General features: G+C 64.5%; 18 protein-coding genes. 10 read left to right on the top strand and 8 right to left on the bottom strand.

Going from position 1 to position 23344, the window contains the following annotated elements:
• Positions 1-43: 43 nt before the first annotated feature.
• The 8 genes from KW821_RS05855 to KW821_RS05820 all read left to right on the top strand — a co-directional run bounded on the left by KW821_RS05855 (position 44) and on the right by KW821_RS05820 (position 12574).
• Positions 44-1006, top strand: a complete 963-nt coding sequence (locus tag KW821_RS05855; protein WP_218290744.1) for an ion channel — start codon at positions 44-46, stop codon at positions 1004-1006.
• A 139-nt stretch (positions 1007-1145) separates the two neighbouring features.
• Positions 1146-1952 carry an exodeoxyribonuclease III gene (gene xthA / locus KW821_RS05850; RefSeq protein ID WP_033130373.1) on the top strand — a complete coding sequence of 269 codons (807 nt, stop codon included), beginning with the start codon at positions 1146-1148 and terminating at the stop codon, positions 1950-1952.
• A gap of 205 nt (positions 1953-2157) precedes the next feature.
• The gene (locus tag KW821_RS05845) at positions 2158-3429 is read left to right on the top strand and encodes an efflux RND transporter periplasmic adaptor subunit (RefSeq protein ID WP_256353331.1); all 1272 of its coding nucleotides are present in this window, start codon (positions 2158-2160) and stop codon (positions 3427-3429) included.
• 9 nt (positions 3430-3438) lie between these two features.
• Positions 3439-6558: an efflux RND transporter permease subunit gene (locus KW821_RS05840; RefSeq protein WP_218290743.1), complete on the top strand. Its 3120-nt coding sequence runs from the start codon at positions 3439-3441 to the stop codon at positions 6556-6558.
• Between the two features lie 165 nt (positions 6559-6723).
• On the top strand, positions 6724-7179 hold the full coding sequence (locus tag KW821_RS05835) for a hypothetical protein (protein ID WP_218290742.1): 456 nt from the start codon (positions 6724-6726) through the stop codon (positions 7177-7179).
• Positions 7180-7468: 289 nt separating this feature from the next.
• Positions 7469-8977 carry an efflux RND transporter periplasmic adaptor subunit gene (locus KW821_RS05830; RefSeq protein ID WP_218290741.1) on the top strand — a complete coding sequence of 503 codons (1509 nt, stop codon included), beginning with the start codon at positions 7469-7471 and terminating at the stop codon, positions 8975-8977.
• A 73-nt stretch (positions 8978-9050) separates the two neighbouring features.
• Positions 9051-12170: an efflux RND transporter permease subunit gene (locus KW821_RS05825; RefSeq protein WP_218290740.1), complete on the top strand. Its 3120-nt coding sequence runs from the start codon at positions 9051-9053 to the stop codon at positions 12168-12170.
• A 47-nt stretch (positions 12171-12217) separates the two neighbouring features.
• Positions 12218-12574: a copper-binding protein gene (locus tag KW821_RS05820; RefSeq protein WP_218290739.1), complete on the top strand. Its 357-nt coding sequence runs from the start codon at positions 12218-12220 to the stop codon at positions 12572-12574.
• Positions 12575-12643: 69 nt separating this feature from the next.
• On the opposite strand, the gene KW821_RS05815 is transcribed toward KW821_RS05820, so the two are convergent.
• The 4 genes from KW821_RS05815 to KW821_RS05800 form a co-directional block, all read right to left on the bottom strand.
• On the bottom strand, positions 12644-14338 hold the full coding sequence (locus KW821_RS05815; RefSeq protein WP_218290738.1) for a pyridoxal-dependent decarboxylase: 1695 nt from the start codon (positions 14336-14338) through the stop codon (positions 12644-12646).
• A gap of 177 nt (positions 14339-14515) precedes the next feature.
• Positions 14516-15532 carry a lipoate--protein ligase A gene (locus tag KW821_RS05810; RefSeq protein ID WP_218290737.1) on the bottom strand — a complete coding sequence of 339 codons (1017 nt, stop codon included), beginning with the start codon at positions 15530-15532 and terminating at the stop codon, positions 14516-14518.
• 99 nt (positions 15533-15631) lie between these two features.
• Positions 15632-16066: a YeeE/YedE family protein gene (locus tag KW821_RS05805; protein WP_218290736.1), complete on the bottom strand. Its 435-nt coding sequence runs from the start codon at positions 16064-16066 to the stop codon at positions 15632-15634.
• An 11-nt stretch (positions 16067-16077) separates the two neighbouring features.
• Positions 16078-16491 carry a YeeE/YedE family protein gene (locus KW821_RS05800; protein ID WP_218290735.1) on the bottom strand — a complete coding sequence of 138 codons (414 nt, stop codon included), beginning with the start codon at positions 16489-16491 and terminating at the stop codon, positions 16078-16080.
• Between the two features lie 531 nt (positions 16492-17022).
• Between KW821_RS05800 and KW821_RS05795 the strand changes: the two genes are divergently transcribed.
• Both KW821_RS05795 and KW821_RS05790 read left to right on the top strand, forming a co-directional pair.
• On the top strand, positions 17023-17391 hold the full coding sequence (locus tag KW821_RS05795) for a hypothetical protein (RefSeq protein ID WP_218290734.1): 369 nt from the start codon (positions 17023-17025) through the stop codon (positions 17389-17391).
• A 204-nt stretch (positions 17392-17595) separates the two neighbouring features.
• Positions 17596-18324 carry an MgtC/SapB family protein gene (locus KW821_RS05790; RefSeq protein ID WP_033130404.1) on the top strand — a complete coding sequence of 243 codons (729 nt, stop codon included), beginning with the start codon at positions 17596-17598 and terminating at the stop codon, positions 18322-18324.
• Positions 18325-18427: 103 nt separating this feature from the next.
• Here KW821_RS05790 and KW821_RS05785 read toward each other — a convergent pair whose 3' ends face one another.
• From KW821_RS05785 to KW821_RS05770, 4 genes are read right to left on the bottom strand one after another with little or no spacing between them, the layout of a single operon-like run.
• Positions 18428-19438 carry a substrate-binding domain-containing protein gene (locus KW821_RS05785; protein WP_218290733.1) on the bottom strand — a complete coding sequence of 337 codons (1011 nt, stop codon included), beginning with the start codon at positions 19436-19438 and terminating at the stop codon, positions 18428-18430.
• Between the two features lie 27 nt (positions 19439-19465).
• Positions 19466-20881, bottom strand: a complete 1416-nt coding sequence (locus KW821_RS05780; RefSeq protein WP_218290732.1) for a sucrose-6-phosphate hydrolase — start codon at positions 20879-20881, stop codon at positions 19466-19468.
• A complete protein-coding gene (locus KW821_RS05775; RefSeq protein WP_218290731.1) occupies positions 20881-22245 on the bottom strand; it encodes a sucrose-specific PTS transporter subunit IIBC in 1365 nt (454 codons plus the stop codon). The genes KW821_RS05780 and KW821_RS05775 overlap by 1 nt, the downstream gene beginning before the upstream one ends.
• Before the next feature lie 39 nt (positions 22246-22284).
• Complete coding sequence (locus KW821_RS05770; RefSeq protein WP_126623378.1) at positions 22285-23241, bottom strand: aminoimidazole riboside kinase; 957 nt, start codon at positions 23239-23241, stop codon at positions 22285-22287.
• Between the last annotated feature and the right edge of the window lie 103 nt (positions 23242-23344).

Genomic DNA, 23344 nt, shown 5'->3' with positions numbered 1-23344 from the left:
CCTCACCTATGCTGATACAGACTCAGCAAGGAGAGGCGACAGCATGGCGATGTGCCGATATCTGGTGGCGGATGGCCGCCACTGCAGCGAAGAGGCGGGGGAGCACGACTTGTGCCGCTGGCACGACCCCCAGGCAGATCATCAATCCCCCGACACCGCCCAGGCGCTGGAGAACTACGTTCGCCAGGGCGGGCTCTGCCACGGCCTGCAACTGGCCCGCGCCGAGCTGGCCGGCCTCAACCTGGTGAACAAGCAGGATCCCCAGGGCTTTCTGCTGGAGCAGTGCAACCTCTATCGCGCCAACCTGCGGGGCGCCCACCTCTACGGCATCCGCTTTCGCGGCGGCAGCCTGATGAAGGCGGATCTCAGCGACGCCAACCTGCACTGCGCCCAGCTGCACGACATCAACCTGCTCGGCCTGCGCTGGAAGAATACCCGGCTCGACAATCTGGATACCGGCAAGCGGCTGATGCAGGACCGCAAGGGGCGCAAGGAGCGGGATCCGGCGCAGGCCCGCATCTGGTTCAAGGAGGCGGAGGAGACCTACCGGGATCTGCGCAAGGCCTCGGAGGCCCAGGGCATCTTCACCATGTCCGGCCGCTACATCCAGCAGGAGCTGACCATGCGCCGGCTGCAGCTGCCGCTCTGCTCCTACCAGCGTTTCGCCTCCTGGATAGTGGATCTGTTCTGCGGCTACGGCGAGGCGCCGATGCGGGTGGTGCTGTTCTCCCTGCTGCTGATCCTCATCTGCAGCATCTTCTACTTCTTCTTCGGCCTGAGCTTCAACGGCAACCACCTCATCTATCGCCCCGAGGCGTCCCTCGAGCAGAACGCCATCTTCCTGCTGGAGTGCCTCTACTACAGCGTGGTGACCTTCACCACCCTGGGCTACGGCGACTTCACCCCCATCGGCCTGTCGCGGATCTTTGCCGCCTTCGAGGCCTTCACCGGCAGCTTCACGCTGGCGCTGTTTGTGGTGGTGTTTGTCAAGAAGATGACCCGCTGAGGAAGCCAGCCCCTGGCGCCGATGGCCGACCCGATCGGCCGCGGCCGGACAAGCCGCATCCACTCGGCCCCTGAACTTGCATCCAGACCGGATTCCTAGTCCAATAGCGACTAATAAAAACGACATGAGCATCCCGGACATGAAGATCATCTCTTTCAATATCAATGGCCTGCGCGCCCGTCTTCATCAGCTGCAAGCCATCATCGACAAGCACCAGCCGGATGTGATCGGCCTGCAGGAGATCAAGGTACACGACGATGCCTTCCCGGTGGCCGACGTGGAGGCCATGGGCTATCACGTGGTGTTCCATGGCCAGAAGGGTCACTACGGGGTGGCCATCATGAGCAAGCAGCCGCCCCTCGAGGTGCAAAAAGGCTTCCCGACCGATCCCGAGGATGCCCAGCGCCGCATGATCATGGCCAGCTTCAAACGCGAGGACGGCTCCCTCATCAAGGTGATGAACGGCTACTTCCCGCAAGGCGAGAGCCAGGATCACGAGACCAAGTTCCCGGCCAAGCAGAAGTTCTATGAGGACTTGCAGCACTACCTGGAGACCCACCACACCCCGGACGATCCGCTGGTGCTGATCGGCGATGTGAACATCTCCCCCACCGATCTCGACATCGGCATCGGCGAGGCGAACCGCAAGCGCTGGCTGCGGGATGGCAAGTGCTCCTTCCTGCCCATAGAGCGGGAGTGGATGGAGCGTCTGAAAGGCTTCGGGCTGACCGACACCTTCCGCGCCGCCAACCCCACAGAGTGCGAGCGTTTCTCCTGGTTTGACTACCGCTCCAAGGGCTTTGACGAGAACCGCGGCCTGCGCATCGATCTCATCATGGCGTCCAATGCGCTCAAGGACAAAGTGACCGAGACCGGCATCGACTACGAGCTGCGCGGCATCGAGAAGCCGTCCGATCACGCCCCCATCTGGGCCTGCTTCGCCTGACCCCTCGCCAGTGGGGGCGCCCTGCCCCCACTGCTTCCCGCCTGACTCCCGACCTCCCCTCGTCAGGGATTGTCGTAATCCTCCCGCTTTCCCCCCTGTAGATCCTGTATGGAGCCGACAACTTCCCCTGCCGAGCAGCTCCAGTTCAACTTTGTCACTTTATTATTAAAAAACCCGCATATATCAAGATGTTGAGTTTGTAAACATGATGTTGTCCAGGTTTGTTAATAACAACGAAAAAGCGGGCCGTCGCGGCCCGTCCAGCCAGCGTGTAGGAGTGAAGGATCACCCCAACGGGCTGCGAGTATTGCGACGCGGTTGCATCGCCCTGGCGCTGGCCGGCGCCCTGACCGGCTGTGGCGACGACGCCGCCAGCCAGGTCCAGGCGCCGCCCCCGGTGCCCGTGGTGGTGGCCGAGGTCAAGCTGACCGACGTCCCGCTCACCACCGAGATGGTGGGGGAGACCGCCGGCTTTCGTGAGATCGATGTGCGCTCCCGGGTGAACGGCATCCTGCTGCAGCGCACCTACATCGAGGGTCAGCCGGTCACCGCCGGTCAGGCCCTGTTCCTGATCGACCCCGAACCCTACAAGGTGGCGCTGGAGCAGGCCAAAGGCACCCTGGCCCAGGAGCAGGCGCGCCTCAACAAGGCCCACGCCGATCGGGATCGCATCATCCCGCTCTACAAGCGCCAGGTGGTGAGCCGGCAGGATTACGACACCACCATCGCCAACTACGAGGCGGCCGTGGCCAGCCACCAGGCGGCCAAGGCCAAGGTGAAGGAGGCCCAGCTCAACCTCAGCTACACCCAGGTGACCGCCCCCATCAGCGGCATGGCGAGCAAGAGCTCCCAGTCCGAGGGCAGCCTCATCGCCACCGGCGGTGACAGCGGCCTGCTCACCACCATCACCCAGTTCGATCCGCTCTACGTGAACTTCTCCTACTCGGAGCAGGATCGCCTGAACTTCGAGAACTCGGTGAAGAAAGGGCTGATCGAAGCCAGGGATGCCACCAACTGGCGCACCCATATCCGTCTCGCCGACGGCTCCGTCTACCCGCAGGCGGGCAAGCTCAACTTCTCCGACAGCCGGGTCGATCCGCAGACCGGCACCATCCGGGCCCGCGCCATCTTCGATAACCAGGAGGGCAAGCTGCTGCCCGGCCAGTTCGTGCGCATGACCATAGAGCTCGGCCTGCGCAAGCACGCCATAGTGGTGCCGCCGCGCGCCATCGTCCAGTCCCAGGCCGACCGCATGGTGATGGTGATCGATGCCGACAACAAGGTGGTGCCGCGGCCGGTCAAGCTCGGCCAGAGCGTGGACAGCGGCGTGCTGATCGACAGCGGCCTCGAGCCCGGTGAACGCTACATCGTCGAGGGGCTGATGAAGGCTCGCCCGGGCGCCGTGGTCAAGCCGGTCTCGGCCGCCGAGATGAAGGCGATCAACGCCAAGATGGTCAGCCAGATCGCGGCCAAGTAAGGAGTTCGTATGTTTTCCAAGTTCTTCATCGAACGCCCCATCTTCGCCAGCGTCATCTCCATCATCATAGTGCTGGGCGGGCTGGCGGCGATGCGAGCGCTCCCCATAGAGCAGTACCCGCAGATCACCCCGCCGGTGGTCTCGGTCACCGCCTTCTACCCCGGGGCCACCCCTGAGGTCATCTCCCAGACGGTCGCGGCGCCCCTCGAGCAACAGATCAACGGGGTAGAGGACATGCTCTACATGCAGTCCGGCTCCGCCTCCAACGGTCAGATGAACCTCAACGTCTACTTCGAGATAGGCACGGATCCGGATCAGGCCACCATCAACGTCAACAACCGGGTCAGCGCGGCCATGGCCCAGTTGCCGGAAGAGGTGAAGAAGCAGGGGGTGACGGTCAAGAAGAAGTCGACCTCCATCCTGCAGGTGGTGACGCTGCAATCCCCAGGCGGCACCTTCGACACCACCTATCTGTCGAACTACGCCCTGCTCAACATCATCGATGAGCTCAAGCGCATCCCCGGGGTCGGAGACACCACCCTGTTCGGCGGCACCGACTACGCCATGCGCATCTGGCTGCGGCCGGACCGGCTGGCCCAGCTCGAGCTGACCCCGAGCGACGTGATCGGCGCCATCCGCGAGCAAAACACCCAGTTCGCGGCCGGCAAGATCGGCGCCCAACCCACCACGGCCCCGGTCGACTTCACCTACACGGTGCAGACCAAGGGACGGCTCGAGGATGTGCGCGAGTTCCAGAACATCATCATCCGCTCCATGCCGGATGGCTCCAAGATCCGGGTGAAGGACGTGGCCAGGGTCGAGCTCGGCGGCAAGGACTATGACCTGCTGGCCAAGGCCAACGGCAAGCCCGCCATCGGCATCGCCACCTATCTGCAGCCGGGCGCCAACGCCGTGGCGGTCGCGGATCAGGTGCATGCCACCATGGCGCGACTCAAGGAGCGCTTCCCCCAGGACATCGAGTACCAGATCCCCTACGACACCACGGAGTTCGTGAAGATCTCCATCGAGGAGGTGGTCTACACCCTGTTCGAGGCGATAGTGCTGGTGTTCGTGGTGGTCTACCTGTTCCTGCAGAACCTGCGCGCCACCCTGATCCCCTGCATCGCGGTGCCGGTGTCGCTGATCGGCACCTTCGCCGGCATGCTGCTGCTGGGCTTCTCCATCAACCTGCTGACCCTGTTCGGCATGGTGCTCGCCATCGGCATAGTGGTGGATGACGCCATCGTGGTGCTGGAGAACGTCGAGCGGATCATGCAGGAGAAGAAGTGCTCGCCCAAGGAGGCCGCCATCCTCGCCATGCAGGAGGTGTCGGGCCCGGTGGTCGCCATCGTGCTGGTGCTGTGCGCCGTCTTCCTGCCGGTCGCCTTCATGGGCGGCATGACGGGGGTGATGTACAAGCAGTTCGCCATCACGGTGGCGGTGTCGGTGGCCATCTCCGGCCTGGTGGCGCTGACCCTGTCGCCGGCCCTGTGCGCCGTGCTGCTGAAGGAGGGCCATCACAAGCCGGCCCGCTTCTTCGTCTGGTTCAACAACGCCTTCGATGGCCTGACCCGCCGCTACGTGCGCGGGGTGGCCTTCCTCAACCGCCGGGTCGGGGTGGCGTTCACCATCATCGCGCTGATCCTGGTCTCCATCTACGGCCTGCTGATGAAGGTGCCGGGGGAGCTGGTGCCGAACGAAGATCAGGGCTACCTGCTCTCCGCCATCATGTTGCCGGACGCGGCCGCCCTCACCCGCACCCAGGCGGTGGCGAACGACTTCGACCGCATGGCGATGGCGAACCCCAACATCAAGGACGTCATCACCTTCTCGGGCTTTGACATCCTCTCCAACGCCATCATCAGCAACAGCGGCATCAGCTTCATCACCCTCAAGGACTGGCGCGAGCGCCAGGGCGAGGGGCAGGACTCCTTCTCCCTGGCCAAGACCCTCCAGGGCATGAGCCTGATGGGGCTGGCGGACGGCTTCGTCGCCTCCTTCAACCCGCCTCCCATCACCGGCATGTCCACCACCGGCGGGCTGGAGGCCTACCTGCAGAACCGCAGCACCGGCGATGCCCAGGCCTTCTCGGCCGAGGTGCAGCGCTTCCTCGAGGCGGCGAAGGCGCGTCCCGAGTTCGCCAGCGTGACCAGCACCTATCGCGCCAACGTGCCCCAGGTCTACCTGGATCTCGACAGGGAGAAGGCCAAGGCGCTGGGGCTGCCCATCAACGCGGTGTTTGACACCATGCAGGCCACCTTCGGCCAGGTCTATGTCAACGACTTCAACCAGTTCGGCCGCACCTACCGGGTCCAGCTGCAGTCCGAGGCGGACTACCGCGCCAAGAAGAGCGACATCCGCAACGTCTATGTGCGCTCCAACAAGGGGGAGATGATCCCGCTCAGCAGCCTGGTGACGGTGCGTGACGCCACCGGCCCCGAGCTGGTCGAGCGCTTCAACATCTTCCAGGCGGCCAAGATCATGGCGCAACCGGCGCCGGGTTACAGCTCGGGTCAGGCCATAGCCGCACTGGAAGTCGTGGCAAACGACACCCTGGGCAACGACGCCAAGCTGGAGTGGACCGGCTCCGCCTACCAGGAGAAAGCCTCCGCCGGCAGCGCAGGCACCGCGTTCGGCTTCGGCATAGTGATGATCTTCCTCATCCTGGCCGCCCAGTACGAGCGCTGGAGCCTGCCGTTTGCGGTGATCACCGCGGTACCCTTCGCCCTGTTCGGCGCCCTGCTCGCCACCTGGGCGGTGGGGCTCACCAACAACGTCTACTTCCAGATAGGGCTGGTGACCCTGGTCGGCCTGGCCGCCAAGAACGCCATCCTGATCGTGGAGTTCGCGGTGATGAAGCACGAGGAGGGGATGAGCCTGATCGAGTCGGCGCTGGAGGCGGCGAGACTGCGTTTTCGCCCCATCATCATGACCTCGCTGGCCTTCATCCTCGGCTGCGTGCCGCTGGTGACCTCGAGCGGCGCCGGTGCCGCCAGCCGTCATGCCCTCGGCTGGCCGGTGATCGGCGGTATGCTGGCGGCGACCTTCATCGCCACCTTCTTCATCCCGCTCTTCTTCCGCCTCATCATGAAGCGATCGGAGTCGCGAGCCCAGCCCCCCAAACCCTGACCCTGAGCCCCCGCCGATGCGGGGGCTTTTTTGTCTGCCCCTTTTATCTGCCCCTCGCCATTTCCCCTTCCGGATCACCTATTTGCCGCTCCACTGCCGCCATACCTTGACCTTCTCCTGTAGGTAAGGTTTACATTTCACCTATCCGTCAGAGGGAAAGCATCCATGTTGTCATCGAGATTGCCCACAGAGCTCATCGCCCGGCTGTTGCTGGCGCTGGTGCTCGTCTGCAATCTCACGCTCTGCATCAGCTGGCATGGCGCGGCGACGGCAGAGATGGCCATGGCCACCGACACCCTGGTCATGACCGACGCCGCAGAGATGTCGTCCGCCATGCAGGGACTGCCCTGCCACGATGCCGGCAACGGCATGACCGGCGCCAGCATGAGCCAGGGAGACTGCCAGATGCACGGCGGCCTCACCTCGCAGGGTGGGATGGGTATTCCCCTGCTGGCGGCGCTGCTGACCCTGTTTGCCCTGCCCCTGTTGCTCATGCCCCGCCCGGGCGCCGCCGCGTCACTGCTGGATCAGTGGCTGCGGGATCCCTTGCTGCGCCTGCGTGGCACCCATCCCCCCTCCTGGCCCAGACGGCATCTGATGCTCTCTGTGCTGCGCCATTAGCGCGATCTTCTCCCCCTGCAAGGAAGTGGCCTGGCCCGACCTTGCACGCTGTGCCGTGCACCTGCTGATCCGTCGGCGGTGCTCCGTTTGCCGCCCCGTTCGTACGTTGTGAGAGGCAAGCCTGCCCAAGCGGGCACGCCTGTCCGGGTCTGAGAGACCCGCACTCCGACGACGACCCGGCGGCCCGACACGAGAGAAGATGTACCATGTCACCAGCCAACTTTGTCGCCTCCCCGGGCGCCCCGTCCTCCTGCACTTTCTGCATGCAGATCCGCGCCGGAGGCTTGCTATGAACAAGAGCCTGCTGATGTCCGCGCTGCTGCTCGCCCTCGGCGCCGGCGGCGGCTACTGGGCCGCCAGCCAGACCGCCGGCAGTGGGCCTGAGGCGAAGGCCCCGCTCTACTGGGTCAACCCCATGGATCCCCGCGATAGGCGCGACGCCCCCGCCAAGGACAACATGGGGATGGACTTCATCCCCGTCTATGAGGAGCAGAAGAGCGGCTCCCCCGGCACCGTCACCATCAGCCCCGAGATCCAGCAGAACCTGGGAGTACGGCTCGCCAAGGTAGAGCGCCTGCCCCTCCACCAGCAGATCGAGACGGTCGGCTACGTGGGCTACGACGAGGAGCGGCTGGAGGCCATCAACGCCCGCATGGCGGGCTGGATCCGCACCCTCGCCATCAAGAACGAGGGCCAGCGCATCGCCAAGGGCAGCTTCATCTACGATCTCTACGCGCCGGATCTGGTCAACGCCCAGCACGAATACCTGCTGGCCCTCAACACTGCCAACCCGCTGCTGCTGCGCGCCGCCGAGGGCAAGCTCAAGTCCCTGCGGGTACCGGCGGATCAGATAGCCACCCTCAAGCGCACCCGCCAGGTGAGCGAGACGGTGCGCATCTATGCCCCGAGCAGCGGCTATGTCTCCGAGCTCAAGGTGCGCGAGGGCCAGTACGTGGAGCCCGCCGCCGCCCTGTTCAACATCAGCACCCTGCAACAGGTGTGGGTCAGCGCCGAAGTGTTTGAGCGCCAGGCCGGCCAGCTGAAGGTGGGCGACCCTGTCACCATGACCCTGGATTACGCCCCCGGCCGGCGCTGGCAGGGCAAGGTGGATTACCTCTACCCCACCCTGGACGCCGCCACCCGCACCCTCAAGGTGCGGCTGCGCTTCGACAACCCGGACGAGTTCCTCAAGCCCAACATGTTCGCCAAGGTGAGCATTCGCAGCGGCAAGGGCGAGCCCCAGATGGTGGTCCCGAGTGAGGCGGTGATCCGCACCGGCAGTCAGAACCGGCTGGTGCTGGCGCTGGGGGATGGCGGCTTCAAGTCGGTGGCGGTCACCCTGGGCGCCCAGTTCGGTGACAGGGTCGCCATCCTGGACGGGGTCGAGCCGGGGGACAACATAGTCTCCTCGGCCCAGTTCCTGCTCGACTCCGAATCCAGCATCGACTCCGACTTCCAGCGCATGACGGCGGTGCGGCCGCAGCAGATCTGGACCCAGGGGGAGATCCAGACGCTGGATCTGGCGAGCCGCACCCTGACCGTCGCCCACCAGCCGATCCCCGAGTGGCAGTGGCCCGCCATGGAGATGGACTTCGCCGTGGCAGATGGCGTCGACATGAGCAAGCTCGCCCAGGGGCAGCGCCTGCACCTGCAGGTCGAGCAGCAGGGGGATGAGTACCGCATCGTCAACATCCATGTCGAGGATGCCCCCGCCAGCCAGACCGCGCCCGCCAAGGATGAGATGAAGGGCATGGAAGGCATGGACCACAGCCAGCACCAGATGGGGGACAAGCCATGATCCCTTCCATCATCTGCCGCTTTGCCGGCAACCGAGTCCTGCTGCCTGCGCGCCAAGCGAGAGGAGTCAAGCCATGATCCCATCTGTCATCCGCTGGTCCGTCGGCAACCGCTTCCTGGTGTTGCTGCTCACCCTCATGCTGACCGCCTGGGGGCTCTGGTCGGTCAAGCAGACCCCGGTCGATGCCCTGCCGGATCTCTCCGACGTGCAGGTGATCATCAAGACTTCCTACCCGGGCCAGGCGCCCCAGGTGGTGGAGGATCAGGTCACCTACCCGCTCACCACCGCCATGCTGGCGGTGCCGGGCGCCACTACGGTGCGCGGCTACTCCTTCTTCGGCGACTCCTTCGTCTATGTGCTGTTTGACGACAGCACCGATCTCTACTGGGCCCGGGCCCGGGTGCTGGAGTACCTGAGCCAGGTGGCCCCGAGCCTGCCCGGTTCGGCGCAGCCCCAGCTCGGCCCCGACGCCACCGGGGTGGGCTGGGTCTACCAATACGCCCTGGTGGACAGGAGCGGCAAGCACGATCTGAGCGAGCTCACGTCGCTCCAGAACTGGTTCCTGAAATACGAGCTGCAGACGGTGAACGGGGTCTCGGAGGTGGCGACCGTGGGCGGCATGGTGCGCCAGTACCAGGTGCGGGTCGATCCCGACAAGCTGCGCGCCTACGGCATCCCGCTCTCCCTCATCCAGACCGCCATCGAGCAGGGCAACCAGGAGACCGGCGCCTCCGTCATCGAGATGGCGGAAGCCGAGTATATGGTGCGCTCCAACGGCTATCTGAAGAGCGTCGAAGATCTCAAGCAGATACCCCTCGGCACCCAGGTGCGGGGCGCCCCCCTGCTGCTGGGAGACGTGGCGGATGTGGTCACCGGCCCCCAGAGCCGGCGCGGCGTCGCCGAGCTCAACGGCGAGGGCGAGGTGGTGGGCGGCATCATCGTCATGCGTTTCGGCGAGAACGCCCAGCGCACCATAGACGGGGTCAAGACGCGGCTGCGCGATCTCAAGAGCAGCCTGCCGGAGGGGGTGGAGGTGGTCACCGTCTACGACCGCTCCGATCTCATCCAGCGCGCCATCGACAACCTCTCCGGCAAGTTGATCGAGGAGTTCGCGGTGGTGGTGCTGGTCTGTCTGGCCTTCCTGTTCCACCTGAGATCCTCGCTGGTGGTGGTCATCACCCTGCCCATCGCGATTCTGGTGGCCTTCATCGTCATGCACCTGCAGGGGATCAACGCCAACATCATGTCCCTTGGCGGCATCGCCATCGCCATCGGCGCCATGGTGGATGGCGCCATCGTGATGATAGAGAACGTCCACAAGCATATGGAGCGCACCGAACTCACCGACAAGAACCGCTGGCAGGTGATCGTCGAGGCGAGCATAGAGGTGGGGCCCGCCATCTTCTTCTCCCTGCTCATCATCACCATGAGCTTCCTGCCGGTGTTCGCGCTGGAGGCGCAGGAGGGGCGTATGTTCCATCCCCTCGCCTACACCAAGACCTACGCCATGGCGGCGGCGGCCGGGCTCTCCATCACACTCGTTCCAGTAATGATGGGGTACTTTATCCGCGGCAAGGTGCTGGCGGAACAGGCCAACCCCCTCAACCGCTGGCTCAGTCAGGGCTATATCCCGCTGCTCAACGCCGTGCTGGCCCGCCCCAAGACCACCTTGCTGCTGGCGCTGGCGGTGACCGTCATCGGTTTCTGGCCCCTCAGATATCTGGGGTCCGAGTTCATACCGCCGTTCGATGAGGGGGACATCATGTACATGCCCACCACCGCGGCCAACATCTCGGTGGGCAAGGCCAGGGAGATACTGCAGCAGACCGACAAGCTGATCCGCACCGTGCCCGAGGTGCAGAACGTGTTCGGCAAGGCGGGGCGCGCCGACAGCGCCACCGACCCTGCCGATCTGGTGATGATGGAGACCAGCATCCAGCTTAAAGATCGCGACCAGTGGCGCCCCGGCATGACCCCGGAGAAGCTGAAGGAGGAGCTCGACTCCCTCATCCAGTTCCCTGGCCTCACCAACGCCTGGGTCCCCCCCATCAAGACCCGCATCGACATGCTGGCCACCGGCATCAAGACCCCGGTCGGCATCAAGATAGCCGGGCCGGATCTCAAGGTGATCCAGCGACTCGGCCAGCAGCTCGAGCAGATCGTCGGCAAGGTGGAGGGGGCGGCCTCGGTCTATGCCGAGCGGGTGGCCGGTGGCCGCTACGTCAAGGTGGACATAGACAGACTCAAGGCGGCCCGCTACGGCCTCAACATCGCCGACGTGCAGGCGGTGCTGGCTACCGCGGTCGGTGGCATGGACGTGGGTCAGACCATCGAAGGCCGCGAGCGCTACCCCATCAACCTGCGCTATCCCCAGAGCTACCGCGACTCGGTAGGCAGCCTGGAGCTGCTGCCGCTGGTGACCCCCAAGGGGGAGCGGATCGCCCTGGCGGACGTGGCCCGCGTCTACATCAGCGACGAGGCCCCCATGCTGCGCAGCGAGAACGCGCGCCTGAATGGCTGGGTCTACGTGGATATCCGCGAGCGGGACATCGGCTCCTTCGTGGCCGATGCCAAGGCCCAGGTGGACAAGCAGCTGGTGCTGCCGGCGGGCTACGCCCTCACCTGGTCCGGTCAGTACGAGTACATGGAGCGGGCCAAGGCGCGCCTCGCCTACGTGGTGCCGCTTACCCTCGCCATCATAGTGCTGCTGCTCTATCTGGCGTTCCGCCGCATGCAGGAGGTGCTGCTGATCCTCACCACACTGCCGCTCGCCGTGGTCGGTGGTATCTGGACCGTCTGGCTGCTGGACTTCAACCTCTCGGTGGCGGTGGGGGTGGGCTTCATCGCCCTGGCCGGGGTGGCGGTGGAGACAGGCGTGCTGATGCTGGTCTACCTCAACCACGCCTGGGACGATCTGCTGGCCCGTGGCAAACCCGACTTGCGCGGCCTGCATCAGGCCGTCATCCAGGGCGCCGCCCTGCGGCTGCGCCCCAAGATGATGACGGTGGTCACCATCATCGCCGGCTTGCTACCCATCATGTGGAGCCACGGCACCGGCTCTGAGGTGATGCAGCGCATCGCCGCGCCCATGATAGGCGGCATGGTGACGGCCCTGGTGCTGACCCTGCTGGTGCTGCCCGCGGCCTTCTATCTGTGGCGCCGCCGTGGCCTTGCGCCCGGGCAGGCCGACTGATCCGAATTTACAACCGATACAAATTCAACGACTTCAAGGAAAACACCATGAACTACAAGACGCTGACCCTGACCCTGCTGCTTGGCCTCGCCTCTCTCCAGGCCCGGGCCGAGATGACCATGAGCCACGAGGGGCACGACATGTCCCAGATGGAGGGGATGGAGATGAAACCGACAGAGGAGATCGTGATGACCAAGGGGGTCATCAGCCGCATCGACGAGGCGAACCAGAAGGTCGGGATCAAGCACGAGGCCATCGCCAACCTCAAGATGCCCGCCATGACCATGGTGTTCGTGCTGGCCGACCCGGCCCTGCTCAAGGGCCTGCAGGTGGGGGATGCGGTCGGCTTCCACGCCGAGAACCCGGCCGGCAAGCTGACCATCACCCGGCTGCAGAAACAGTAAGATACGCACCGGATAAGAAGACGGCGGGCACTGGGCCCGCCGTTTCTTTATCTGCTCTCTCGGCCTGATTCAGCCGCGAATATGGTCGATGAAGGCGTCGATCTGCTCGCGGCCGCAGGCCGGGTTCATGAACACCGCCTTCTCGCCGGCGATGTAGGAGTACTTGCCGCGGGCGTCATAGTCCGAGCGCGCCACCGCCTCCACCCAGTTGGTGAACAGCCCCACCTTGCCGCGCCCCTTGAACAGGCTGCGGTGATAGTCGGTGTTGCGCGCCAGCCGCGCCTTGTAGGCCGCATCCGAGGTGCGCGCCAGCTCGAAGGCGAACTCGGCCTCCGGATCCTGCACCCACTCAGGGTTGTAGATCTTGAAGCCCACACTCGGCCCCTGGTTCTCCTGGGCCACCAGCTTGACGTTGCCGAGCTGGCTCAGGCGGAAGCGGAAGTAGTTGGCATTCTGCAGGCAGTGCGCCAGCACGGTGCGATAGCCCTCGACCCCCATGTAGTTGAGCGCCGCATAGGCGCCGAACAGCCCGCTGGCCCCCCGGGAACACTCGATAGTGGACTGCAGGTGGGTCTGACCCTGGATGTCCCGCTCGAAGTAGGAGAAGTTCTCCGGATCGTTCTCCATCGCCTTGAGATCCTCTTGCTCCTTGATCATCACCAGGCTGGAGGTGTAGGGCACATAGCCCCACTTCTGGAAGTCGACGGTGAAGGAGTCGGCGTATTTCAGCTCGGCGAAGCGCGCCACGTTGCGCTCTATCCCCGCCAGGGTGGCGGCGTTGATGGCGAGCGGGTTGGCGCCAAAGTCGTAATCCAGGAAGAAGATCATCGACCAGCCGATGGCCGCATCCACGTGGATGTGGGGCTTGACCGCCACCTCGAACCGCTCGCACAGCCGATCTCGCAGCTCGACCACCGGCTTGACCTGATCCACCCCGAAGGTGTCTGTGGTGCCCATGGTGAGCATGATGGTGGGGACCACGTGCTTCAAGGCGAAGCAGGCGGTCAGGGTGCGCTCGAGATCCACCAGATCGATGTCGTTGTTCTCGCCGACCTGGATGCGGATGGTCTTGTGCTCTATGTCCACCCCCAGCAGGGAGAGGTTGGTGATGTTGGAGTAGTGGCCGCCCTGGGAGTTGATGATGCGGTAATCCTGATAGTGGCCGAGCCCCTTGTGCTTGGCCTCGGGCAGGCTCTTGCGGATGCCGAGCAGGTAGCCGTAGAGGTTACAGAAGGTCCCCCCCTGGGTGAAGATGCCGGTGGCGCGGGCCGGATCGTAGCCCGCCAGCAGGGCTATCTGGCGCACCACCTTCTTCTCCAGCTCCTCGGCCACCCCGGCATACTCGGAGTAGACCAGGTTGGGGTTGGCCAGGATGCCGAGCTGGGCGCCGTAGATGGCGGGATCCGCCGACATGGTGATGACGTTCTCGACGCTGGAGGGATTCTCCCAGTCCTTGGAGAGGGCGCCGGCAAACAGCAGCTCGGCCATGGGCTCGCCCGGGGCACGCATGACCTGGGGCACCGGTATGGTCTCGCACAGATCCGCGAGGCGGGCCCGACCATCGGGCCAGGCGTTCAGCCGCGCGTCCGGGGCCAGGCCACGGGCACGAAACTCGTTGAGGGTGGCGAAACCGGGTTCGCGGAACACCGGCCAGAGCTCGGGATTGCGGGAGAAGTAGTGGGCTTTGACGGTGGCGAAACGACGTTCGAATGCGGGGGAGACGGCATTGACGCCGTCATCTTTCAGATAAACCAGATCGCTCATTTTTAGACCATTAGTACTGCAAAGGTGCCCCGGTTATACCTCTGAGGCCGCGTTTGAGACAGCGACAATATCTAATGGCCTGCCCTACTTTTTATCATGGCAGCGGCGGGCCAAGGGCTGGCGGCGAACCGCCCCCGGCCGGCCCGACGCCGTTTCGTGATCCGGGTCATGCCCGCCTCAGCGCAGCGCCGCCACCAGCCAGGCCTCGAGCTCCGCCAGCTCATGGGCCTGGGCCGGAAACGCCAGCCCCAGCTGGCGCAGCAAGGTCCCGACGGCCTCGGGTCGATAGGCAGTGCCCGGCAGCCGCTCGGCCAGCGCATCCAGCGGCGCCGGATCCAGGCTGTCGCTGAAGATCTGCACCCGGCCTATGAGCCCCTTCTCCACGTCGAAGTGCAGCTCGACCCCGCCCCAGCCGAAGCGCTCATCCAGCTGGTGACTGAAGGCAGGCGCGTGGCCGAAGTTCCACTCCCAGCTGCGCTGACGGGCGAAGGTCTCGGCGAAGCCGGGCAAGTCCGGCAGTCGCTCGGGGGAGATGTGCTCCGGGGCGACCCGGGCACCATGATGCGCAAAGAAGGCATCAGTCAGCGTCTGGACGACCCGCTCATGATCGATTCCCGGCAGCAGCTCGCAGAGGTTGGCGACCCGGCTGCGCACCGAGGTGATCCCCTTGGCCGCCAGCTTCTTGGGATCCGGGTTCAGGTAGTTCGCGAGCCGGCTCAAGTCAGCGTCCAGCAGCAGGGTGCCGTGATGAAAACCGCGATCATGGGTCTCTCGATAGGCGGAGCCCGAGACCTTGCGATCCCCGTCCGGGGTCGCCACCAGCAGATCGTTGCGACCGGAGGCGCAGGCCTCCACCCCGAGCTGTTTCAGGGCTGACAATACGATGGCGGTGGAGAGGCTCTTGTCATAGCCGGGCTTGCCGGCCATGAAGGTGAAGCAGCTGTTGCCCAGATCGTGAAACACCGCCCCGCCCCCGCTGCTGCGGCGGGCCAGGGTCACCCCATCCTCTTCCATGCGGCGGGTGTTGCACTCCTTCCAGGGATTCTGGGCGCGGCCGATCACCACGGTATTGGCGTTGCGCCACAGGAACAGCACTCGCTGGGCGGGATCCATCTGGCGGAAGATGCACTCCTCCACCGCCAGGTTGAACAGGGGATCGTGAGAATCTGAGATAAGCAGGCGCAGGGGCAGCATGGGCAAGCCTTGTCAAAACAACGGGGCTCCGATGTTACCACCTTCAGCCCCGGGAGGGAGCCGTCGCGCCAGCCAGCGGCGCGATAGGCCCGGGAGACATCAGGGCTGGTTGCGTTGCTGCAGCCAGGGCAGCGTTTGATCGATGAGCAGGACACCGGCCACCATGGCGGCCACGAACAGCCCTATCATGGGCTGGCCGCTGACGAGCAGGCTCAGCGCCGGGCCTGGGCAGATCCCGGCCATGCCCCAGCCGATGCCAAACAGCGCCGAGCCGCCGAGGAGACGCGCATCCAGCACGGGGGCAGGCAAGGCGCAGATGCTGTCACCCAGCAAGCCGTGGCTGCGGGGCTTGACCAGCAGGAAGTAACCGGGCATGAACACCAGCAGGGCCCCGCCCATCACGAACGCCAGGCTGGGATCCCAGGCCCCCGCCACGTCGAGAAAGCCCAGGATCCTGGCCGGATCCACCATGCCGGAGAGGGCGAGGCCGAGCCCGAACAGCAGGCCGGACAACAGACTGATCAGCAGTTTCATTCCGGATCTCCTTACAGCAGATGGTGGCTGACGAACACGGTGAGCGCACCGGTGGCCATGAAGGTGAGGGTGGCGGCGAGGGAGCGACGGGACAGCCTCCCCACCCCGCAGATACCGTGACCGCTGGTGCAGCCATTGCCGAGGCGGGTGCCCATCCCGACCAGCAGCCCGGCCAGCAGCACCAGCGGCCAGGCCGGCAGCGTCGCGAAGCTCGGCATGGGGACCCACGCCAGGCGAAACGCCAGCAGCGCCCCGCCGCCCAGCCCCAGCAGGAACAACCAGCGCCAGGCATCCGTCTGCTGCAGGGCGCCGGCCAGGATGCCGCTGATGCCGGCCACCTTGGCATTGAACAGCAACAACATCAGGGCGGCGGCTCCGATCAGCATGCCGCCCCCCAGTGCAAACAGCCATTGGCTCTCAAACATAGGCACTCCCGGTAACGGGCTCAGCCTGCTGGCAGGCGGGCCCCGTGGCTTGACCCCGCCCACAACGCCGACGGGGATTATTCATAAATTAGCGATTACTAATGTTTGGCCATTCTACGATCCGAGAAAACATTAGCAACCGCTAATTTATAGCCGCTGCCGGCGGCAGGCGCACCCTGCCGTGGTGGCGTCGCCCTTGAGGGTGCCGGGTCGGTGAACTTGTTTCCGAATGTTGCCGCGTTAGGAGAGGGCTTTACCTCGGCGCCGCGGATGGGTACCATCTGGCCGTCCATCAACAGCGGAGACCATCAGTGGGCAATTCATCAAGTGACAGTGACAGGCCGACCCTGAACGTCGGCACCCAGGTCGCGAGATAGCCGCAGCGTTGCCTCTGCCGCCCTCTCGCAAACCTGCGAGAAGCGGAAATCCACTCCCCTCTTCTCTCGTTTTACACTTGACGTCAGGTGAGCCCCTGTCCATGTCGGCGGCCACCTTGCCTGCATAGTTTCTGCTTCCCACAAGGAGGCTGCTATGCGCTTTGTTTCAACCCTATTGACCTCAACTCAGACCCGTCCCCTGCTGAGCAGGCTGGGCTTGCTGCCACGCTGGCCGCGCGGCAAGCAGCGCCAGCACCACTACCGGCTGCAGATCCGTTGTCAGGATCGCGCCGACATGGAGCTGGTGCTGGGCATGGTGGCCCACAGCCTGCAACCGGCCGGGCTGCACCCCATGCAGTCGCTGCGGCCGGGCCGCGGCGATGGTCGGGAGCTGGTGCTCAACCTGAGCTGCACCCCGTCCCAGCGCCGTTACCTGGTGCAGTTCGTCCATCAGGTCGGGGTCGCTCACCCCGTTCGTTGGGAGCTGCACCCGCGGCGAGGCACCGAGCCCCGGCTCAATTAAATGAAAAAGGGGCCAACTTGGTTGGCCCCGTTCAATCACACTTTAGTGCCCGCCCGCCGACGGTCTGAAAACACGGGCCGGCTCGGCCTGTGCGCCCGCTTTCCATCATCATGATGGCCTTCACCGCTCAGACGCCATTTATCGGGGCATCCGACGGCCCCCTCATCCATGCCGAAGGCCATCTTCAACCAGAAGGAGTACGCCATGAGAATGTGGCAACAACTAGACATGATTTCCCTGCTCGACACCCTGGCCAGCCTGCTGCTGGCCTTCGTGCTGGGCAGCCTGGTCGGGCTGGAGCGCCAGTACCGCCAGCGCACCGCCGGCCTGCGCACCAACGTGCTGGTCGCCGTGGGGGCGGCCCTGTTCGTCAGCCTGGCCCAGCGCATCTATGACCTGCACGGCGGCAACTACAACGTGGTCCACGTGGTGGCCTACATCGTCTCCGGCATCGGCTTCCTCGGTGCTGGCGTCATCATGCGCGAGTCCGGCAACATTCGCGGCATCAACACCGCCGCCACCCTGTGGGGCGTGGCCGCGGTCGGAGCCGCCTGCGGTGCCGGGCTGGCCATGGAGGCTGTGCTTGGCGCCCTGTTCGTGCTGGCCGCCAACACCCTGCTGCGGCCACTGGTCAATCAGATCAATCGCCGGCCGGTGGACAACACCGACACCGAGGTGACCTATCGCGTCACCGCCCTCATCCGGCGCGAGCACCAGAAGGAGGTACTGCCCTGGCTGGAGAAGATGCTGGATCAGGCCAACTACCCCCTGAGCGAGCTGGATATCGAACCCTTCGGGGAGCAGGATCTGGAGATCTCGGCGGTGCTGCTGGCCACCTCCATCGACGGCGTCGAGCTGGATGCCCTGATGCAGACCCTGGGGCAGCACCCCTGCATCCGGCAGATCTTCTGGCGCACCAGCATCACGGATTGATAGCTTGAATTCGATGGTGCCATTAGTCATGAAAATGGCCCAATAGGAAAAAAGCCCCAGCCAATACAGGCAGGGGCTTTTTATATTGAATCAACCGGCCTAGTTAGCGGCGACTGCGCCAGCGCACCCTGGGGCTGATCACCTGGGCGGTCTGTGCGGGGGGATTGCCTGCAATCAGTTGCTGCATCAGCTCGAAGGCGGCACGGGCCAGGGCCGGACAATCCTGGGCCACCGAATCGATGCGCATGGGAATGCAGTCGAGCAGATCGTGATCGTCGAAGGTACAGAGGCGCATCCCCGTCTCCATCAGCCCCGCCTCGTTGAGATAGCGCAGCACCCCCTCCAGCAGAGTGAAAGAGGCGGTAAAGAGCCCTTTGGGCGGTGCCCCGAGCTCGGTGACCAACTCGGCCATCAGCTGATAACCCGAGCTTGGCTGATAGTCACGATGGCGCACCCGGGCAGGATTGGCCTCCAGCCCTGCCCGGTACAGACCGAGTTCATAACCTGCCAACCGGTGGCGGCTGGGGGAGAGATCCAGCAGACCGCCGAAGTAGTAGACCTCATCCCCACACTCATTGGCCATCTGATGCACCAGCTCGGCGGTGGCCTTGCAGGCGTCCGAGATCACCATGGGCAGGCGCGATTCGCCGATGTGGCGATCCAGCTGCACCACCGGTAAACGGTCGTGGATGCGGACATAGATGTCATCGCTGTGGCCGCTGGAGGCAACGATGAGTCCATCCACCTGACGACTGATGAGGTTGTCCACCACCGTCTGCTCCAGGGTGGGATCATCCTCGGAGCAGGCGATCAGCAGCTGGATGCCCGCCTCCCGGCAGTGGGCCTCGAGGGCGCGCGCTATGTTGGCAAACCCGAAGTTGGTGAGATCGGGGATCACCAGCCCCCAGGTGTAGCTGCGGGTCTCGCGCAGGGAGCGGGCATGAAAGCTCGGCTGGTAGTGACACTCATCCGCCACCGCCTGGATCCGCTTGCGGGTATCGTCGGCAATCCTGTACTCCGCACTCTTGCCGTTGAGCACCAGACTGGCGGTCGCCTTGGACACCCCCGCCAGTTCGGCTATCTGGGCAATAGTGATCCGTTTCTTCTTCTCCACCTGGCCTCCCGGCTGACTAGCAACGGGCTATTGTACTAGGCAAGCCGCCAGCGGCCAGTGATCAAGGCAAATTTTGCTGCCATCATCGCCGTTACCCGATGAAAGTTGAGGCTTTTCCCCGGGGAAGTAGCGGGCTGACAGGCTGTGGCGGCCGCCATCGATGAAATACTCCAGACTGGAGCGATCGCAAAGCACTGTGATCCGCCCACCCAGCCAGGGGGCGGATCGCGTCTCCCACACCCCGCTCTGCCAGTTCTGGCGGCGCAGGGTGATACGCCCCGGCTGCCACACCAGCTCGGCCACTGTGCCAAACCAGAGGCTCCCCTCACCACAGAGATCCAGATCGAGCCAGGCCGAGTCGATGGCGAGCCCCGGAAACTCCCTGAGCGCCCCCTCGAAGCGGGTCAGTTCCCCCTTGAGGGCGGCCAGCTCGGCCACTGGTCGCTGGCAGAGCCACTCATCCTGCCAGAACAGCTCCCGCGGACAGCTCATCTGATGAAGCCAGCCATAGGGAATGGTCGGCTGGCTCATTTCGTTCTCCTCCGGCAACCCCAACCAGCCAAACAGCAGGCGGCGACCCTGACCGTCTTGTGTCGTCTGCGGCGCGTAGAACTCGAAGCCACGATCCAGCTCATGAAAATCCCCGTGCGCAAACTGCGTCCCGTCGAAAGTGCCCACCAGCCAGCCACACTGATGGAGGTTGAGATAGTCATCCTCCTCAGGGGCAATGCCCTGTGGGCAGCAGATCAGCACATGGCGATCCGCTAGCGGAAAGAGATCCGGGCACTCCCACATATAACCAAAGTCGCCGAGCCCACCGCGCCCGCTGCCGGCGATGGGGCCGATCCACTGCCAGTCGTGCAGGGTCTCACCGCGATAGAGCAGCACCTCACCTTTATCATCCAGGGTGCGGGCCCCCAGCACCATCAACCACTGCTGCCCGTCGTGCCACACCTTGGGGTCGCGCACATGGCCGCTGTAACCTTCTGGCAAATCCAGCACCGGGCCCAGCTTCTCGAAGCCCCCGACCCCATTTCCGCGTGCCAGACACTGGAAGGCGGTACGGTTACCATCGGGGTATTTGACGTTGCCGGTGTAGAGCAGCGTGAGGTGCCCCTGCTCATCGTTCACCGCCGAGCCCGAATAGCAGCCGTGACTCTCATAGTCCTCGGTGGGCAGCAGCGCGATGGGCTCGTGCTGCCAGTGCAAGAGATCGCTGGAGCTGACATGGCCCCAGCACTTGTTGCTGTGACTGCAGCCAAGCGGGTTCCACTGGTAGAAGAGGTGGTAGCGTCCGTCGTGCTCGATAAAGCCGTTGGGGTCATTGAGCAGCCCCACCGGGGCTGCCAGATGCCAGCGGGGCCTATGGGGATCGGCCGCCGCCTTGAGCTGTCCGGCCAATAGCGACCGGACAATCTGATTGAGGAGATGGCTTTCCTTCATCACTCCACCTTGTACTTGAGCAGCCAGGAGGCAGCGAAGGCGGCACCGAAGGCGATCACCAGCCCGATGACGTAGTGAATGAGGCTCATGGGCTGGACGATGGCCATGCCCGGGATACCGGTCAGGCCCACCGCCGTCATCCCCACCTTGGCCGCCACCACATAGGCGCCACCCAGGGCACCGCCGAGCAGGCCGGCCAGGAAGGGCTTGATGTAGCGCAGGTTGACGCCAAAGATCGCCGCCTCAGTGATACCGAGCAGGCAGGACATGGCCGCCGGCACGGTAATGGCCCTGATTTTCGGATCCCGGGTCTTGAAGTAGACCGCCAGACAAGCCCCGCCCTGCGCCACGTTGGCCATGGCCCAGATGGGCAGCAGGAAGTTGACCCCTATGGCCGGATTGGTGAGCAGTCCCGCCTCGATGGCGTGGAAGCTGTGGTGGATGCCGGTGATGACGATGAGCGAGTAAGTTCCGCCAAACACCAGCCCTGCCAGCCAGCCCGCCTGCTCATAGAGCGCACTCAGGCCAAAGGAGATGCCGTCCCCCAGCACCCGCCCGGCCGGGCCGATAAACAGCAGCGCCACGAAACCGGTGATGATGACTGTGAGGAAGGGGGTCAAGATCAGATCCAGCGCATCCGGGATCCGCTTGCGCAGCTGCTTCTCCAGATGAGACATGAACCACACCGCCAGCAGCACCGGGAAGACGGTGCCCTGATATCCGATCATGGCCACATCAAGCCCGAAGAAGTCCATGGTCTTGAAGCCACCGGCCACCCCCCAGGCGTTGGTCAGCGCCGGATGGGTGAGGATCCCCCCCATGGTGGCGCCCAGATAGGGGTTGCCGCCAAATTCCCGCGCCGCGGTAAAGCCGATGAGGATCGGCAAGATGATGAAGGCCGCCGAGCTGAACATGTCGAGCATGACGAACAGGGCGCTGTCGGCATTGACCCAGCCGTAGGTGCGCACCATGCCGAGCAGCCCCATCAGTAGACCGGAGGCCACTATGGCCGGAATGATAGGCACGAAGATGTTGGACAGCGTGCGTGCCAGACGCTGGGCCACATTGAGCTTGGCGCTGGCCATGTCGGTCAGCTCCGCCTTGCTGGCAGTGCCGGTCCCGGTCAGAGCCACAAACTCGGCGTAGACCCTGTTGACCAGCCCTGTGCCGAAGATCACCTGGATCTGACCCGCGTTGCTAAAGCAGCCCTTGACCCCGTCCAGCTTGTCGATGGCGGCCTTGTTCACCTTGCTGTCATCCGCCAGCACCAGCCGCAGCCGGGTGGCACAATGGGCAGCACTGACGATATTCTCACGGCCCCCAAGCAGGGGCACCAGATCCTTGGCTATCGCACTGATATTCATACTCTTCCTCTTATGGCCCGCCATGCTGGCGGGCCCTTGTCATACGTGATTAAGACCAGATCGTAAAAACACATCCAGTTGAGTGCGGGTCGGCAGCGCCGTCATGGCCCCCTTGGCGGTGGTGGCGAGCGCCCCGCAGCCATGGGCCTGGGCCAGGATGGCGGGCAGCTCGCCCATAGTGGGCAAGCGCTCGCCCTGGGCCAGCGCGGCCAACAGACCGGCGACGAAGGCATCCCCCGCCCCCGTGGTGTCGAGCGGCGCCACCTTGGGCCCCACCCACTCCAGCCGCTCGCCATCGAGCCGGGCGACCACACCAGCCGCCCCGCGGGTCACCAGCACCAGAGCGGGTCCATCGATGGTGGCAAGACCGGCAACCAGATCCTGATGGCCGCTTAGCAGTTGCAGCTCCTCGATGGAGAGCTTGACCACATCAGCCAGCCCGATGGCGTCTCGCACCACCGGTAGCATCTCGGCCGGGTTGCCCCACACCTCGGGCCTCAGGTTGGGGTCAAAACAGACCCGTCCCCCTGCCACCCTGATGGCGGCCATGGCCTGCAGGCAACTGGTGCGCACCGGCTCGTTGGCGAGCGCGATGGAACAGGTCAGCAGCCACTGCCCGGCTTCGAAGCGGGGCAAGTCTGCCGGTTCGAGGAACTGGTCGGCACTGGGGCGCACCATGAAGGTGAAGCTGCGCTCCCCTTCTTCATCGAGCTCCACCAGCACTGTGGAGGTTCGGTGGGCCGGATCCTGGGTCAGATGACGGATATCGACGCCCTCTGCCACCAGGGTATCGGCCATAAAGCGGCCGAAGGGATCGGCGCCGACCCGGCCGATAAAGGCCGATTCACCGCCGAGCCGCGCCACCCCCACCGCCACGTTGGCGGGCGCACCGCCCGGACATTTGAGGTAGTGCAGCTCCCCTTCCGGGATCAAATCCACCACCGCATCCCCCATTACCCACACACGATTCCCCACCTTGCTACTCCACTGCTGCATCGGATCCACTGCCAGAGCCGGGCTCTGTTCTCTTGGTCGGCATTATCAGCTAAACCGTTTTAGCTAACCAACAGATCCCGGCGTCGGCTGCCATTTTTGTGAT

Origin of the sequence: Aeromonas sp. sif2416 (assembly GCF_019218665.1) — a bacterium.
Taxonomy (GTDB): domain Bacteria; phylum Pseudomonadota; class Gammaproteobacteria; order Enterobacterales; family Aeromonadaceae; genus Aeromonas; species Aeromonas encheleia.
The sequence above is the reverse complement of the archived record's forward strand: the minus strand, read 5'-3'. Positions and strand labels throughout refer to the sequence as shown.